Origin of the sequence: Neobacillus sp. NPDC093127, from assembly GCF_044754175.1 — a bacterium.
Classification (GTDB): domain Bacteria; phylum Bacillota; class Bacilli; order Bacillales; family Cytobacillaceae; genus Neobacillus.
This window is the reverse complement of sequence record NZ_JBIVOP010000024.1, coordinates 58,543-74,045: the sequence shown is the minus strand read 5'-3', so window position 1 is coordinate 74,045 and position 15,503 is coordinate 58,543. Positions and strand designations below refer to the sequence as shown.

The 15,503-nt window shown below is 36.5% G+C and carries 17 protein-coding genes; 11 read left to right on the top strand and 6 right to left on the bottom strand.

The genetic code is table 11. The features are described from left to right. Positions 1-338: 338 nt before the first annotated feature. Complete coding sequence (locus ACIQCO_RS23975; protein ID WP_400433749.1) at positions 339-1,532, bottom strand: TerD family protein; 1,194 nt, start codon at positions 1,530-1,532, stop codon at positions 339-341. Between the two features lie 190 nt (positions 1,533-1,722). Here ACIQCO_RS23975 and helD point away from each other — a divergent pair, with 190 nt between their 5' ends. Further along, a complete protein-coding gene (gene helD, locus ACIQCO_RS23970) occupies positions 1,723-4,029 on the top strand; it encodes an RNA polymerase recycling motor HelD (RefSeq protein ID WP_400433746.1) in 2,307 nt (768 codons plus the stop codon). Between the two features lie 109 nt (positions 4,030-4,138). On the opposite strand, the gene ACIQCO_RS23965 is transcribed toward helD, so the two are convergent. Next, complete coding sequence (locus tag ACIQCO_RS23965; RefSeq protein WP_400433743.1) at positions 4,139-4,360, bottom strand: hypothetical protein; 222 nt, start codon at positions 4,358-4,360, stop codon at positions 4,139-4,141. 299 nt (positions 4,361-4,659) lie between these two features. On the opposite strand from ACIQCO_RS23965, the gene ACIQCO_RS23960 reads away from it, so the two are divergent. The 3 genes from ACIQCO_RS23960 (at position 4,660) to ACIQCO_RS23950 (ending at position 6,747) form a co-directional block, all read left to right on the top strand. Further along, positions 4,660-4,986: a hypothetical protein gene (locus tag ACIQCO_RS23960; RefSeq protein WP_400433740.1), complete on the top strand. Its 327-nt coding sequence runs from the start codon at positions 4,660-4,662 to the stop codon at positions 4,984-4,986. Positions 4,987-5,082: 96 nt separating this feature from the next. After that, complete coding sequence (locus ACIQCO_RS23955; protein ID WP_400433737.1) at positions 5,083-5,520, top strand: GNAT family N-acetyltransferase; 438 nt, start codon at positions 5,083-5,085, stop codon at positions 5,518-5,520. 438 nt (positions 5,521-5,958) lie between these two features. After that, positions 5,959-6,747: a putative protein N(5)-glutamine methyltransferase gene (locus ACIQCO_RS23950; RefSeq protein WP_400433757.1), complete on the top strand. Its 789-nt coding sequence runs from the start codon at positions 5,959-5,961 to the stop codon at positions 6,745-6,747. A 326-nt stretch (positions 6,748-7,073) separates the two neighbouring features. On the opposite strand, the gene ACIQCO_RS23945 is transcribed toward ACIQCO_RS23950, so the two are convergent. Next, complete coding sequence (locus ACIQCO_RS23945; RefSeq protein ID WP_400433734.1) at positions 7,074-7,490, bottom strand: DUF1284 domain-containing protein; 417 nt, start codon at positions 7,488-7,490, stop codon at positions 7,074-7,076. 275 nt (positions 7,491-7,765) lie between these two features. Between ACIQCO_RS23945 and ACIQCO_RS23940 the strand changes: the two genes are divergently transcribed. Beyond that, positions 7,766-8,176 (top strand): hypothetical protein, encoded by a 411-nt coding sequence (locus ACIQCO_RS23940; protein ID WP_400433731.1) that lies wholly within the window; start codon positions 7,766-7,768, stop codon positions 8,174-8,176. A 147-nt stretch (positions 8,177-8,323) separates the two neighbouring features. Here the strand turns inward: ACIQCO_RS23940 and ACIQCO_RS23935 are convergent, their stop codons facing one another. Further along, positions 8,324-8,605 carry a hypothetical protein gene (locus tag ACIQCO_RS23935; protein ID WP_400433728.1) on the bottom strand — a complete coding sequence of 94 codons (282 nt, stop codon included), beginning with the start codon at positions 8,603-8,605 and terminating at the stop codon, positions 8,324-8,326. A 137-nt stretch (positions 8,606-8,742) separates the two neighbouring features. Here ACIQCO_RS23935 and ACIQCO_RS23930 point away from each other — a divergent pair, with 137 nt between their 5' ends. After that, positions 8,743-9,585, top strand: a complete 843-nt coding sequence (locus ACIQCO_RS23930; protein WP_400433725.1) for an aldo/keto reductase — start codon at positions 8,743-8,745, stop codon at positions 9,583-9,585. A 66-nt stretch (positions 9,586-9,651) separates the two neighbouring features. Here the strand turns inward: ACIQCO_RS23930 and ACIQCO_RS23925 are convergent, their stop codons facing one another. Next, positions 9,652-9,948, bottom strand: coding sequence for a DUF3243 domain-containing protein (locus tag ACIQCO_RS23925; protein ID WP_400433723.1), 297 nt, complete (start codon positions 9,946-9,948; stop codon positions 9,652-9,654). Positions 9,949-10,197: 249 nt separating this feature from the next. Between ACIQCO_RS23925 and ACIQCO_RS23920 the strand changes: the two genes are divergently transcribed. Then, positions 10,198-10,437 (top strand): hypothetical protein, encoded by a 240-nt coding sequence (locus ACIQCO_RS23920; protein ID WP_400433721.1) that lies wholly within the window; start codon positions 10,198-10,200, stop codon positions 10,435-10,437. Between the two features lie 263 nt (positions 10,438-10,700). On the opposite strand, the gene ACIQCO_RS23915 is transcribed toward ACIQCO_RS23920, so the two are convergent. Then, a complete protein-coding gene (locus ACIQCO_RS23915) occupies positions 10,701-10,853 on the bottom strand; it encodes a lmo0937 family membrane protein (protein ID WP_400433719.1) in 153 nt (50 codons plus the stop codon). 221 nt (positions 10,854-11,074) lie between these two features. Here ACIQCO_RS23915 and ACIQCO_RS23910 point away from each other — a divergent pair, with 221 nt between their 5' ends. The 4 genes from ACIQCO_RS23910 (at position 11,075) to ACIQCO_RS23895 (ending at position 15,502) form a co-directional block, all read left to right on the top strand. Next, positions 11,075-11,395, top strand: a complete 321-nt coding sequence (locus ACIQCO_RS23910) for a ribonuclease E inhibitor RraB (RefSeq protein WP_400433716.1) — start codon at positions 11,075-11,077, stop codon at positions 11,393-11,395. Between the two features lie 406 nt (positions 11,396-11,801). Beyond that, positions 11,802-12,854 carry a 2,3-butanediol dehydrogenase gene (locus ACIQCO_RS23905; protein ID WP_400433714.1) on the top strand — a complete coding sequence of 351 codons (1,053 nt, stop codon included), beginning with the start codon at positions 11,802-11,804 and terminating at the stop codon, positions 12,852-12,854. Between the two features lie 959 nt (positions 12,855-13,813). After that, complete coding sequence (locus ACIQCO_RS23900; protein ID WP_400433711.1) at positions 13,814-14,878, top strand: LacI family DNA-binding transcriptional regulator; 1,065 nt, start codon at positions 13,814-13,816, stop codon at positions 14,876-14,878. A 3-nt stretch (positions 14,879-14,881) separates the two neighbouring features. Beyond that, complete coding sequence (locus ACIQCO_RS23895) at positions 14,882-15,502, top strand: bifunctional 4-hydroxy-2-oxoglutarate aldolase/2-dehydro-3-deoxy-phosphogluconate aldolase (RefSeq protein WP_400433708.1); 621 nt, start codon at positions 14,882-14,884, stop codon at positions 15,500-15,502. The last annotated feature ends 1 nt before the right edge of the window (position 15,503 follow it).

Below are 15,503 nucleotides of genomic sequence, written 5' to 3'. Positions count from 1 at the left end.
ACAATGAAGGTTTGTGAAAAAATCCAATAAAATTCACAAAGTATGTGAAATATGGCTTAGGAATGGAATAAACTCCAACTTAATCGACAGTCTCGATATTCCGATTAATTGCTCTAAATTAGGCAAAATCCAACGATTTGGATCATATAAACGGAAAAACTCCCTTTATTATTAAGGAAATATGGGTATTTCCCAATTTAAGAGGAATTTTTCCGTTTATTTTTCAAACACATTGAAATAACATTCAGTTAAAACAGAGCCTAGTTTTAAAAGCAGACCTTTGTATGAAATCAAACCTTGCCTAGTATACAGACGCCCATTTTTCAACATATGAACTTTTACAAATCATTCACCGTTGGTTCGGAAGTTTGTACATGATTTATATTAATGACTTTCGGGTCTGTTGAAGTGGAATTATCAATTTTTGTGATGATACACCATCGACCAGTGGTGGTTGAGGTAAGTGGTACTTCAATGTCATCACCGTTGTTCGTTTTGATCAAAACTCTTCCATCATATTTTGCAAAATTATCTTCCTTTTTGAGAAACCCAAAAATTCTAAAAATGTGTGTTGCAATAATGATTTTTTCAACATCCTGCAGTGTTTTGATAATCAAATTTTCTTCGTTGTTCCCCGCAGAATTTCCGACTCCGGAATCCTTATCGAGTGCGATATAGGGGGAGTTTGTTAATTTGCCTTTATTCCCAAAATAGATGTGTCCAAATGTTCCTTGCTTTGTGATGTAAAAGGCATGAAGATCTAAATCAACTCCTTTTGTCCAATTTAATTTAACATGAATATTTTCAATTTTTCCTGCTTTTCGTAACGAGATGGAATCACCAGGCTTTTTTAAGGTGACCTTTTCTAATTTAATGGCAGTTTTCGGTGTTGGTGAGGGATTGGTATGTATGATTTTTTCCTCTACTGGAGGTAAGGGTGGGATGGAACTCTCGATTTGTCCAATAGATTCTGACTCATCCTGTATTTCAAGTCCGAAATGCCGACAAAGGGCAGCAAGCCCGCCAGCAAAACCACCAGTATTCGTGGAAAATTTCCAATCTCCATTTCTTCTATAGATCTCGGCAAGGACTAAAGTGTTTTCAATACTATATTGATCTAACGAATACAGTAAAATCTCTTGTTGAGAATCCGCATCCATCAGTTTTAAATAGGCATTTTTCATTTGGGAAAAATTATGTCCAACCTTATCACTATCATAAATAGTCAATGTGATGACAAGTTTATCTGTTACGCTTGCAACCTTTTTCAAATCAATCTGAAACTGTTCACTATTTTTGGATGGCTGGGTTTGAACAGAATGATGAATAGAACCATCGGCAGAGCTGGAGTTGCCATAAAAAATGATCGATTCATCATTTAGACATTTCCCATCTGAACCAATCATGAAAATAGAAGCATCAATATCAAGTGGTGTCTCTGATTCCCAACCAATCTCAACGATTAATTTTGTTAAATGAATTTGGTTTTTTGTGAGATCCACTCTCGCCCCTTTTTTTACTTGTGTGAGCATGAACATTCTCCTTTAAATGATTAAAACTTTTACTAATTATACCATAGGCCCAAATTCTATCTATACAATGGATAACTTAAACTAATAACTTTAACTTGTTACTAAAAAACTTGACTAGTATAAAAGATTTAGTTTAATCTTAATATCCAAATGTTTCAAAAATTACCTGGAGAGGTGATGACTGAATAGGATGAGTGCTAAAGATCAAGTGTCTGTCCGTGACCATAAAGACTATCAAACAGAAGTGGAACGCTTAGAGTTTACAAAGGAATACATCCGAACTGTTTTAGATATTTCTAAGGGGAATAAAGAATTTTTTGTTGAAAATATGAAGCAATCTTTTGCCGATTTAAATTCTAAGGATAGTAGTACGAGCTACACGGATCTCCTCGCGAATGCAAGTTTTCTTGAATTAGCGGAAAGTGAACTGAAAAGGCTAGAAAGCGTGATTGGCAAACCATATTTTTCAAGAATCGATTATACGAGCGATAGTACTAAAATGGAAGAAGTATTGTACATCGGCAAGGTTTCCTTGTTTGATCGTGTCTCGCAGCAGCCGATTATCGTCGATTGGAGGTCACCGATTGCCAATGTCTACTATGATGGCAGGCTGGGAGAGGTGTCCTATGAAGCATATGGGGAGACACAAACCGGTTACCTTGCATTAAAGCGGCAGTATGAAATCATCGAAGGATTATTAAAAGAAATTCGAGATATCGATCTGACGACACACGATGAACTTTTGCAGAAATCTTTGTCAGGTAAAGCAGACAATCGATTAACAGAAATCGTTGCAACCATTCAAAATGAGCAAAATGAAGTGATCCGAGCATCACTGAAGCACCCGATTATCGTCCAAGGGGCCGCCGGAAGCGGGAAAACAACCATCGCACTCCATAGAATATCCTACTTTCTCTATTCCTTTGGGTTTCAATTTCCTCCAGAAAAATTAATGATTCTCGCACCCAACCGGCTGTTTATTGATTATATATCTGCTGTCTTACCTGAACTTGGAGTTAATAAGATTAACCAGACCACTTTTATCGATTTTATGAAAAGTTGTTTGGGGCAGAAAATAAAACTATTTTCTCCTAATTCTAAGCTGATGAAGCTCCTTGAGGGGAATGGAAAAGCTAAGCAAATGCAATGGGTTTCGAGCTATAAGGGATCACTCGAATTTAAGGAATTAATCCATAGTTATGTAAAAGAATTGGAGTTAAAACTCGCCCCTGGAGAGGATTTTATTGTAGAAAAATCGATTCTCCTGAAGGGAAAAAATCTCAAAAAACTATTTTTAAACGAATATACATACTTACCAATCTACAAAAGACTTAATAAAATAAAAGCCCTATTAACAAGTGATTTAAAAAAGAAGAAATCCATCATGCTGACAAACCTTAACACTAGATATGAAGAAGCACTAGAGAAGGCTCTTTATAGCAGGAGGCTGGAACCAGAAAAAAGAAAGCAAAAAGTAGTTACCTTGATGGAGAAGAAGGAACAAAGAGTAAAGAGGGTAGAGCAGGAGGCAAAGGTCGCAGTAAAAAAATATATGGATGCGTTTGTCATGAAAGATATGTTTACCTTGTATAAGGAACTAATGACTTCTCCTGAAATGATCAACATGCATTCCACTACACTTACAGATCAAGAATGCAAGCTGCTAAGTAAGTATTGTCAGCGGATCTTTGATCGAGGTGCATATGAACTGGAGGATTTAGCCCCAATATTTTATATGAAGTCGAAATTGGAAGGGATCGAGGAAAAATATAAAATGCGGAGTATCTTTATCGATGAAGCCCAGGATTACAGCTATTTTCAATTTGCCGCTTTAAAAGAGGGCTTTGATACAGATTTGTTTACCATTGTGGGAGATTTAGCACAAGGGATTCATTCTTATCGCGGCTTGAATAGTTGGGCGCCGGTATTAACAGATATCTTCCCGAATGCGAATTATCAAGCCTTACAAAAAAGTTACCGTACAACCGTTGAAATTATGAACTTGGCCAACGATATCCTTCAGTTGATCGACCAGGACTTGCCCAGGGTCAAACCGGTCATTCGACATGGTGAAAAACCATTGTTTAAAACCATTGATCCTACGAATGAAGAACAAGTCCGGCTGAAGGTGGAACAAGATATTACCTCACTCAAAGAAGAAGGACTTCACACGATTGCAATCATTGGACGAACGGACAAAGAATCGCAAAGAATCCATCAAATCCTAAAAAATAGTCCTATTCCAATTCAATTAGTGGAGGAAAAAGAAGATATGAAGAAGGGGCACATCGCGATATTACCTTCTTATTTATCGAAAGGGTTGGAATTTGATGCCGTTTTGATTGTTTGTTTGGAAGAACCATATGCTAAAGTAGATCTGGATATCAAATTGTTGTACGTTTCGATGACAAGACCGATGCATCGATTGTATTTATACGGCAAGAGTCCGTCAGACTTTTTATTACAGTATACGGATGATTTACATTTTGATAAGTAAAAACTTCAAGTGTCAGACCCCCGATGCGCTAACGCTTGGGGTCTGCCCCTTATTCCACGCTGAAATCCCATTCATAAACAAACCCTTCAATGTTTAGGAACGACACATCTTACCTTGTTACTGCGAGATATGCGATATAAACCAATATAGCACCAAGGGCTATGATATATGCAAGAAAAACGGGATTTAACGAAATCCAATTTTTTCTAATTGTGTTATGGATTTCTCCATCCAATTCGCTATTTCTCACTTCGACCGCTTTACCAACTCTAAGTGTATAAAATAAACCGCCGACTATTACAATTCCTCCGAGAATAAGCGCAATGGTCATAGAATAACACCACCTTTACTATATTTTTTGAAAAAGTCGGTTTGCTATTCATGGACCTTTTTTCCATTACATCCAGATCTCTTTTTTCATAATTGGATGGTGTACTGTTTTTGTTCCCTGGAAACTCCAAGCAGTATAGTTTTCTTAAACAATGGGAAACCTACTATCATCAAGTCGACGGCGTTTTATTATGAAATAACTGCATTTTTTTATCACTTTATTTTTTGGATTAACAAAACAGTTTATAAAATGTTAAGATTTAAATAATTCAAAAAGTGTGAAAATGAGGGGGAACGCATTTGTCTAAGCATGTATATTGTAATAAATGCTCAAGGGAGATTACTTTTAGAGGAGACTTAGTTACCTCAACACTAATATTGGAGGTAGTACCATATCATGAAGAATGTTTTGCAAGAGATTTAAAGAGTGCTAAAACGCTTTTTTTAAGTAATCAACCACTCAACGGTTTTTCAGGTAACTTTGTAACTTTCATTGCCATTCTATTTAGTATTGTTTGGTTAATTATAGGTGATGATAAAATGAAATGGTTATCACTTTTAGCCATGATTCTAGTAATTTACCGGCTTTATTCTTTTTTTCGTTTTGAGAGACATTTAGAAAAATAGATGTGTAGAATTCAGGTTAATCGTAGTCTTTAGAAGAGAATTATTGGGATATTCTGCTAAATTGGTTAAAAGGAAATTAAAGGACTGATTCAATTAATGGATATTAGAAAACCTAACGATTTTGAACTAAAAAAGGTATTATCACTTTCACCACAAGCTGTTTTTGATGGCACATTAGGTGAAATAGAACCTACGAAAGAAAAAATTGACCAACTTGTTAAACCACTACTGGAAAAGGGAAGCTATTATTTAATAGCAGCAGAAAACGGTAAATTAATGGGCTGGATTCTTATCGGGACAAGCAAAGACCAATTTACTGATAGGATGAATGGATTTATTTACGAACTATTTGTTAAAGAAGAATATAGAGGGAATGGGATTTCCAAATTGTTAATGAGAGCTGGTATTGACCATCTAAAGCAAGATGGATACTCAGAAATCCGTCTAAGTGCTTTTGCAGGGAATCAAGCAATTAAACTGTATGAAAAATTGGGATTTTGCATTAGGACAGTTACTATGAGTTTGCAGTTATAAAAAACTAACTTATTTCATTAATGGGGGCAGGGCTATATTAATATGAGGAGATGATTTTTTGGTTAGTTTATTGGAAAATATATTCCAAGTATCGGCAATAATACTACTCATATGTTCATTCTATTATTACAGACATTTTAAAAAAATTAAGAGAGAAAGAAAATTGACTTTATATGAATTTCTAATTTATGTTATAACTCAAGTTGCACTTTATCTTTGTGCAGGTAGTTATCTACTTCTGTTTTTGGATAGGAATTTTGGATAGAAATAATTAAACAAACGGTTGCTTATGTTCAACAAGAGGTTGCCGCGGCGCCTTTTTTCTTTTTCCTTTAACCTGGCATGTTGAAGAAGGACTTTTCCAATTTTTAACGAACTTCCTATAATAACCGATATACAGGATGGGTGGTATTTATAGGAAAGCAAATAAATTTTAATATTGACGACCAAATTAAAAAAAGTATAATCGAGAAACTTCAGACCGCCGGTTGTGTTTTCGCAGAAGAAGAGGCTAAACTTCTTATATCTGATGCACGGACATTGGATGCCCTCTTCACTATGGTGAATCTGCGAATAACTGGTATCCCCCTTGAACATGTCCTCGGTTGGGCGGAGTTCTGCGACATCAGGATAGCAGTAGACCCAGGGGTCTTCGTCCCGCGCCGCCGTACGGAGTTTCTCGTCCAAAAGGCTGTTGCCTTCTCTATTCCTGGAGCCATAGTCGTTGACCTTTGCTGCGGTACTGGAGCGGTGGGTATCGCGATAGCCAAAGCTCTGGGGTGGATAGAGTTGTATGCAGTCGACATCGACCCAACCTCAGTGCGCTGTGCCCGCCGCAATGTTACCAGCCAAGGTGGTCTCGTATATGAAGGTGACCTCTATGAACCACTACCAGCCAAACTGCATAGGAAAGTCGATATCTTAGTAGCAAATGCACCATACGTACCTACCGAGACAATCAAGCTTCTTCCCCAGGACGCACGTCTACATGAACCGAAGGTGGCGCTTGACGGAGGAGATGACGGACTTGATATTCAGCGAAGCGTGGCAGAAGAAGCATCTCTATGGCTGGCTTCGGGTGGGCATCTATTAGTAGAGACAAGCAAAATGCAGGCGCCTAAGACTATTGATATCTTTACCCAATACGGGCTGATACCTCAGTTGTTATATGATGATGAACTGGACGCTACTATCGTAATTGGAACCAAGCCAACCCCTCAAGAATAACTTCTAGGGTCAGAACCCAGATGTGCTAACGTTTTAGCGTACTGTGGATCTGACCTTTTTATCATAAAATAAGGCTGTTTTCGTTAAGAATGTTGTTATTAACCTTCATTAGGCTTCCAAAAATCGCAAAAACAGTGTAAAATTACACCTTATTGATAAGTGGAACTGATACATCAGCGAATTTTGGATATTTATCGGCGAATCTACAATTTTATCAGCGAATTCGACCAATTTATCAGCGAATTATCAATTTTATCAGCGAATCAATAAAAGCAACAATCTTTTAGAAAAGAGCCTAAAATAAAATTGATTAAATTGAAGGTGGCTTATTGAATTTCTCTTAAGCCCTTCCCTTCATGAATCTCTCGAATCCCTTCCTCGCAAACCCCATAAGAACGCCAAGAACAAGCTTCGCAAACTACCTGAATATCAGAGGGGACGACATGCTTTCGGATACGAGATTCGATGTCGTCCCATTTCAGAATTTGTCCGATTTTAAGGTTCATTTTGTCTAAAATAACGGCATCTCTTTCATAAATCTGGTCGTTTTGGCAATGGTATTCACCTGAATTGGGATACTTTTCACATAATTGATCTGGTCCCTTTACGAGCTGAATCAGCATTTTTGGGTTGTTTCTCAAGATTTGATGCATTCGCGTCATATTTTCTACGTATTCTTGGGAATAGCCCATTCCCCTATAGCGTAAAAGGCAAAAAAGATGATGTCCTCGCAGCTTAAACATAATTTTCCCCCAGTGTTTTAATTCCTTTGATTTAAAAGTAAACATAATTTGGATAACAATATAATATTAAAAATAACAGATGATCTCATTTTTGGGGAGCTTTTGGCTTTTGGAAATACGAAATTTTTACTCGATTTTTAGGAAATGCACCTCTTAATACCTAATAAACATCGTGAAAAAATGGTAAAAGACCCTTTTTTAGAAAAGATTCAGGGAAACACATTTGCCATTGTTTAACATAAAATAAAGCAAAATTTGTTCTGGGGTTGCTAAGGATGGATTATTCAATGAATGTCAATCAAAAGGGAAAAGATTTTAGCGATCATAAAAGTATAAAAATTTTACAACTAGAAAAACAGGTTTCATTCGGGCTTTGGGTTCAAGTCTTGGGCCAGATTATTGAACTTAAAGGATTATCAGAACTTTTTCATTTAGAAGAGGATTCGAATACAATAGGCGAAAAACAAATACTAACTGGGGTTTGGATTAGGACGATTGGCCAGATTCTAGAAGCTGTATCTGTATCTAGACAATTAGGAGAAACAGATTTGGTAAAACTTCTCCAAGAACAACAACTTGCGATTACAGGAGATTTACTTGTGTCACTTGGTTCAGCTTATGAAGTAATCGGAGGAATTCATGTACTAGAAGAAGAATCAGCCAAAATACCTCGCATAGTTCCATAAAACTACTAGGGTCAGAACCTCGAAGTGCTCACGCTTTAGTGTGCTGGGGGTCTGACTCTTTTTATCGGTTAATACTAAAAAGGTGATGCACGATTTCCATTATTAGATTGATTTTTGAAACCACTAGTTAAATAAGGAATGATTATTTTACTTTTTCTGTTTTAAAGCTAAAAAGGTAAGAATTAAAGAAACTAAGACAAGCAAATAAATGGGAGTCATCCATATTAAATAAATAGAGACGGGCATTGAATTGCCAATTTTGTCTTGAATTAATCCAGTATCTATTGCAATGAAATTCCAATGGAAACTAACAGGATTTTCAGCATTTATATACATTTGAGGAAGATATAATGAACTGTGGGTAATCCGAACAACTACATAAATTAAACTAAACAATAATAGCAGATTAGCGATTAATAATTTTTTCAATGTCAAACCTCCTTTGGTATTACATATGTTACCGATTGGACAATAAGTATTAAATCTTATACTTAATTTTATTGTAGGAATCAATAAATCTTTCCTATAATATATAGAGGAAAAATCATTGAAGGGAGTGATTAATTATGGGTAATACAATTCCGGAAATTACACTAAATGATGGGATGACAGTGCCGGTAATCGGTTTGGGAACATATAAACTAAAGGGAAATGAAGGTGTTAATTCTATCCTAAGTGCAATGGATCTCGGCTATCGTCTAATTGATTCTGCTTATAATTATGAAAATGAAGGAACGGTAGGGGAGGCCGTTAGACGCAGTTCTGTTCCAAGAGAAGAATTAAATATTACGTCCAAACTGCCAGGTCGCTATCAATCTTATGATAAAGCGATTACGACCATTCAAGAATCATTATTTCGGGCAAATCTTGATTATTATGATCTATATCTGATTCATTGGCCAAACCCTAAACAGGATACTTACGTAGAAGCGTGGCAAGCATTAATTGACGCTAAAAAAGAGGGGCTTATTCGTTCCATTGGCGTTTGCAATTTCTTACCTGAGCATTTAATGCGTTTAGAAAAGGAAACTGGCGTAAAACCCAGCATGAATCAAATTGAATTACACCCATTTTTTAATCAAGCACCACAAAGAAAATGGCATGAAGAGAATAACATAAAAACTGAGTCTTGGAGTCCATTAGCGCGCGCAAATGAGGTTTTACAAAATGATATGATTCAACAGATTGCCGAACATCATAACAAGTCTTTATCACAAATTATTTTACGCTGGCATTATCAGTTAGGAGCGATTTCCATTCCAAAATCTGCATCTCCTGCACGGCAACTTGAAAATATTTCTATTTTCGACTTTGCACTAGATGATACAGAAATGAACATGATTTCAGGATTAACTCGGGCGGACGGCAGAATTAACAATCAAGATCCTGCTACATACGAAGAATTTTAAACCCTTTCAGATAATAAAACTTAAAAGCACATCACTAATATAAATAAGTGATGTGCTTTTTTAATATTAATCCTGTACTAAACGTACAAGCATATGTGCAAGTTTGTGTTGTTCATCTTCCTTACCTACTTTCCAAAGCTCCTGCAATAATCGCTCCTCGGAATTTTTAGGCGGCTGCTTATCGGCAAGGTAATCGGCTACTTTCTGAGCTGAATTGGCTAACTGCTCCTCATCCATCCCTAGTTTTTTTCCTAAATTAACTTTTCCTCTCAGGTATTCTCTGAAATCATCAAAACTTGTTAATGAATCTCCGTTTTTATAAATATGGTTTGTTATTTCTTGGTCATTTAACTGCTTGTCCACGAAAATCACTCCTTTTTAATTATATAACTGAGGTTACTGTGTCTAGAGGATACATTCCCTGTTTTCTATTAGATAAAACCTATTTATGGTGCAACAGACTGTTAATTTCATGGTCATCGTAGTGATAGCGTATCAATAAGTAAATGATTGTAGATAGCTGTTAGTTACCGATTAACGAAACTTTTCAGTCATTAAGGACGTACACAATATATTAATAGGATGACCTATAAAAGTAGGGAGGAAGAAAATATGAACTTGACCCCAAAACAACGGAGCGTGTTGCTATCATTAACTACTGAATGGCAGACACCGATACAGATTGCTAATCAGCTTCCGAAACCATCGGGGAATTTATCCGATGTACAACAGGCGCTCAAGGACCTATTGAGTGATGGATTGGTGCAAATTAATCCAGTTGTTTTCGGCTTATATCGACTAACCACAGATGGCATAACTATTAAGGAGTTAGAAATGAGTGAGAACCAATGAATTTTTGTGCAACTTACACAAGAGGATAAAATTCATTTTATTTGTTTAAGTGGAAGCGTAATAAAAACCGCCTATAAATGGAAGTCGAAGGAACAAAAACAACGATTGAATTTTTTTGTGACAAAAAAAGAACCAGTTCCCATCCAATTAAGGAATAGGATCTGGTTCTTTTTTTCGGTTGGACTCTTTGAAATGAATGCTGTCCGGAGATGGAAATGTGGCCAGCCGGACAGAACCCTGCTAATTTCAAAAAGTGACGGTGATTAGGCTTTATTCCCCATTTTGCCTGAAAATAATTTAAAAAGGAATACCACGACAGCCACTACGAGTAACAGGTGAATAAGTCCTCCAGCAATATGGAAAACAAGCCCGAGAACCCAACATAATAGTAAAATTCCAATAATTGTCCAAATCAAGATAATCCCTTCTTTCTAAGAAAAATTATTTGCTCTAGAAGGTATAATACCCATTTTTCTAAAAAATATGGATTTCTATCAATTTTTTTTTGATAGAATGCTAAATTAATGCCAGATGGTCAGCAATTTATTTGAACATTCTAGATTTTAAGGTTAGTAAAAAAGAAAAAAGTGAATTATAATGACAACATTACAGGTATAAGAATATGGAGGTAAAACGAATGAAATTCCCTAATGATGCGGAAGGAGATGCTTTACGAAGTCTCTTTAAAGACGGATTAGATTTTAAAAAACAACAATCAGTCGAATTTTTTGTAGCTGTGCCTGATCAAGCAACAGGTGAAAAATTATCTCAAGTACTAAAAGGAGAAGGGTTCAATTGTTTCTTAGAGCAAGACGATGAAACCGATGAGTGGGCTTGTAGTTGCTCTAAAAGAATGCTATTAAATTATAATGAAATAATTAACATACAGAATAATTTAAATAACATAAGTAAACCACATGGTGGTTATTCTGACGGTTGGGGAGTTTTTGTAGACTAAAATTGGTCGAGGGTAAAAAGCGGTAAAAAGTGTCAGGCGCTAACCAGAAATCTGGATAGTGCCTGGCACTTTTTTAGCTTGTAAAGGATTTAATTTTCAAAAAAGTGAATGAATTTTATTGACTATTATCCAGGATTGGAATATATTTCAATGCGATAAACATATTGATGAATTACTGAATGGGAGAGGAAGTAATTCAATAGGATAAACATATCTTTATATTATGATAAATTTGCTTTATGAATAGGTTTTAGTAATTTTCCAAAGCGAGAGACATAGAGCAGATAAATTGTTTTTAAAATAAATAAGAGTGATAATTTAATTGTAAACACATGTGTTACATCTTAAATCTTTTAATTGAATAATATTTTCAAAGACTGTACAAAAGCTAGGAGGGCTTCTTAAGATGAAAGCAGCAGTATGGTATGGAGCAAAAGATATTCGAGTGGAAGACCGTGACGTTCCAGCAGTTTCTAGTAACCAAGTGAAGATTAAAGTTGCTTGGACAGGGATTTGCGGAAGTGATTTACATGAATATACTGTAGGACCAATTACTATTCCAGCAAATGGCCCAGATCCTTTAACAGGGAAGCAGGCACCATTAACAATGGGACATGAGTTCTCTGGTGTGGTTGAAGAAGTTGGCCCAGAAGTAAGTGGTTTTAAACCTGGTGATAAAGTTGTAGTAAATCCTTTAATTATTAGTGGAAATCATAAGGATCCATTAATTGATATGTATAAAGGTTTTGGCTTTGTCGGTTTAAATGCCGATGGCGGATTTGCAGATTTTGTTGTTGTTGATGAAAAAAATGTTATTAAGCTTCCAGAAGATTTGTCCTTAGAATATGCAGCTCTTATTGAACCGACAGCTGTAGCTGTTCAAGGTATTAAAGAATCCGGATTGAAATTCGGTGAAACAGTAGCTGTCTTCGGCGCAGGTCCTATCGGGTTACTTACAATTATTGCAGCAAAAGCAGCAGGTGCTAAAGAAATATTTGCTTTTGATTTATCAGAAACTCGATTACAAAAAGCTAAAGAGGTTGGGGCAACACATGCTGTCAACTCAGGCCAACAAAATCCAGTTGAATACATTAGATCCATTTATCCTGACGGAGTTGACCGTGCATTTGAGGTTGCTGGAGTTGCGCCGACTTTTAACCAAGCTATTTCAGTCACTCGTGCCCGTGGAGTTGTAACTGTCGTTTCAATTTTTGAAAAACCAGTAGAGTTCTCTCCAATGCAATTAACTGTAACTGGTGTGCATTTGGTCTCAACACTTGCCTATGAGCCAGATGTGTTTGAAACAGCTGTCAAATTAATAGCAAGCGGCCAAATTGATCCTTCACCTGTGATTACTGATCACATTGAATTAGAAGATATCGTTAATAAAGGTTTTGAAGCCTTGATGAAAGATAAATCTCAAGCAAAAATCTTAGTAAAATTAAGTGGAGAAAAGTAAGTTCGGAAATATACTTATTTATAATAAATGGTAAAAAAAGTGCTAACAAGGTAAAAGGGGCTGTCTGATAAGTCCCATTGGGTGTTATAATTTTCAGTGGTTATCAATTGATTGCTCATAAAAAATCGTCCCTTCTTTAAATGGTGGTGTGGTAACTACATTTTACTAGAAAGGACGATTTTTTTGTGTGCTTTTTAAAAAGTTCTACCGATATTAAAGCACAATATTGATATTTTGAATTCTGTTGATTGGAGCGGAAGGCGGCGAAGACTCCTGCGGGAGTAGTGGGACAGGTGAGACCCCGCAGGCGTTTACGCCGAGGAGGCTCACCGCCCACCCCGCGGAAAGCGAAGCCGCCTGGAGCGGAAATCAACAGCACCTATCGCACCAGCCAATAAAACTAAAGAAGAGGGGGCTACCAAAGGTCACTTACCTGACTTTTTGGACAGCCCCTTTTATTTTTACTCATTTCTATAATATATGCTCCCACCAATTGCCCATCACGTCTTTTCCTCAAAAGGATAAACTCCATAAGCAGATGAATCAGTAACACAATCATACCTCGACTATCAATTAAAAAGAATCTTTTTAAAAAATTTGTAAACCTTCTTGATATTCTAAAAATATAGGTATATACTATTTAATGAAAACGGTAACAAGATTGAATATTATTTTTTTTCTTTCTTTGTAAACCGGTTTCTAAAAAAGTTAACTAATATGGCTATCAACTGCCAATGAAAATATTCACTTATCAGATCGAAACCTGGAAGTGAATTAAATTAAGTGCATTTTGTAAACCGGTTTCTAAAGATAAAGTGACCAGCAGATACATATAGTTTTCACTTAAAATTCATTCAGTCCAACTGTAAAGTGAATTTAATCAGTATTGCCCTTTTGTAAACCGGTTAACTAAATCGATAAACAACATATATCAAAAGAAAAGGAGTTGGGTTGATGAAATGGGTCATAAGGCTAAAGGGGAAAAAATTCGAGTAACCATCAATGAGGTTGCCAAAAAGGCAAACGTATCCAAAACAACAGTCTCCAGATATTTAAACGGTAAATATGAATATATGTCGGAAGAAACAAAGGAATTGCTCGGCACCGTCATTGCCCAATTAGGCTATCGACCGAGTAATCTCGCTAGAAGCTTAAAAGCGAAGAATTCGGGTGTTATTGGCTGTACCATTGCTGATATTGGAAGTCCTTTTTCATCGATTGTTTTAAAAGGAATAAGTGATTATTGTAAGCAATTGGGTTACAACGTATTATTTGCAAACATTGGTAATGATTCGATGAATGAGATAGAAAGCATTCAATCATTATTGGATAACAAAGTAGATGGCTTAATTATTAACACAACCGGCAAAAATGATGACTATCTTTTATCACTAAAAAATGAAGGAATTAAAATTGTTTTGACCGACCGCAGTTTAAGTAAGCCCAATTTGCTGGATACAGTAGCGACTAATAATTATGAAGCAACATTCGATTTGGTGAAATATTTGTACGAGCAAGGCTACAAACGGGTAGCGTTTTTCACACAGGATATGACGGTAATTAGCAGCCGTTACCAGCGTCATAAAGGATTTAATGACGCCATGAGAAAGTTTTTTAATATGGATGGAGATTTGACTACCTATGTTGTCGAACTTGATGATCCACAAAATACAGATGATCATTTAAAGGAATTTGTAAGCGTTTCGAAGGGTGAGCCGGCTGCTATTTTTACTGTTAACGGCGTGACGCTATTAACGGTCCTACATGGAATGCAACGGCTAAATATTGAAATCTCCCCTCAATTAGGAATATGTGGATTTGATGACTGGGGTTGGGCATCACTAATCCCCCCTGGAATAACAACTCTGACACAAGAATCCTATGAGTGCGGCGTTCAATCTGCCAAGCTATTAATCGAGCGCATTAAAGAACCAGGCGAATTCGAACCCAAATATATAGAGCTGCCGGCACAGCTTGTCAAACGTGGCTCTACAGATCCGAAAGCTATTAATGGAGGCGGTTAAAAAATGAAAAAACAAGAGGTCAAATCACAGCTGCAAGGAAAAATCATCGCGGTTATTCGCGGAAATGATCTGGAAGAGGCCAAAGAAATCTGTAAAACTCTCGTATACTCGGGAATTACCACGTTAGAAATTACCTTCAGCCTTCCGAAAGCAGAAGAACTAATCCATACACTGAAATCGGAACTTCCGGAAGCAGTCATTGGAGCAGGTACGGTTTTAACGAAGGAACAAGCTGAATTAGCTGTATCAAATGGAGCAGATTTTATCGTTTCTCCTTGTGTTGTAGAAGAAGTTGGTTCCTATTGCAAAGAGCATGAGATTTTTTGCTCATTAGGTGCTGCTACCCCAACTGAAGCTTATCGTTCATATTTGGCAGGAAGTGATGTGGTGAAATTATTCCCAGGTGAGTGTGTATCAATGAAAATGATCAAAGGAATTAAAGCACCTATGCCATTTATTGAAATGATGCCGACCGGGGGAGTAGATGATTCGAATATTAAAGAGTGGTTTGAAAGCGGTGCCTTTGCAGTTGGATTAGGCGGCTATTTAACCAAAGGGATTCATGTCGATAATCTGGACCTAATGAAAGAAAGATGTGAAACGATTTTACACGCATTACAGTAGG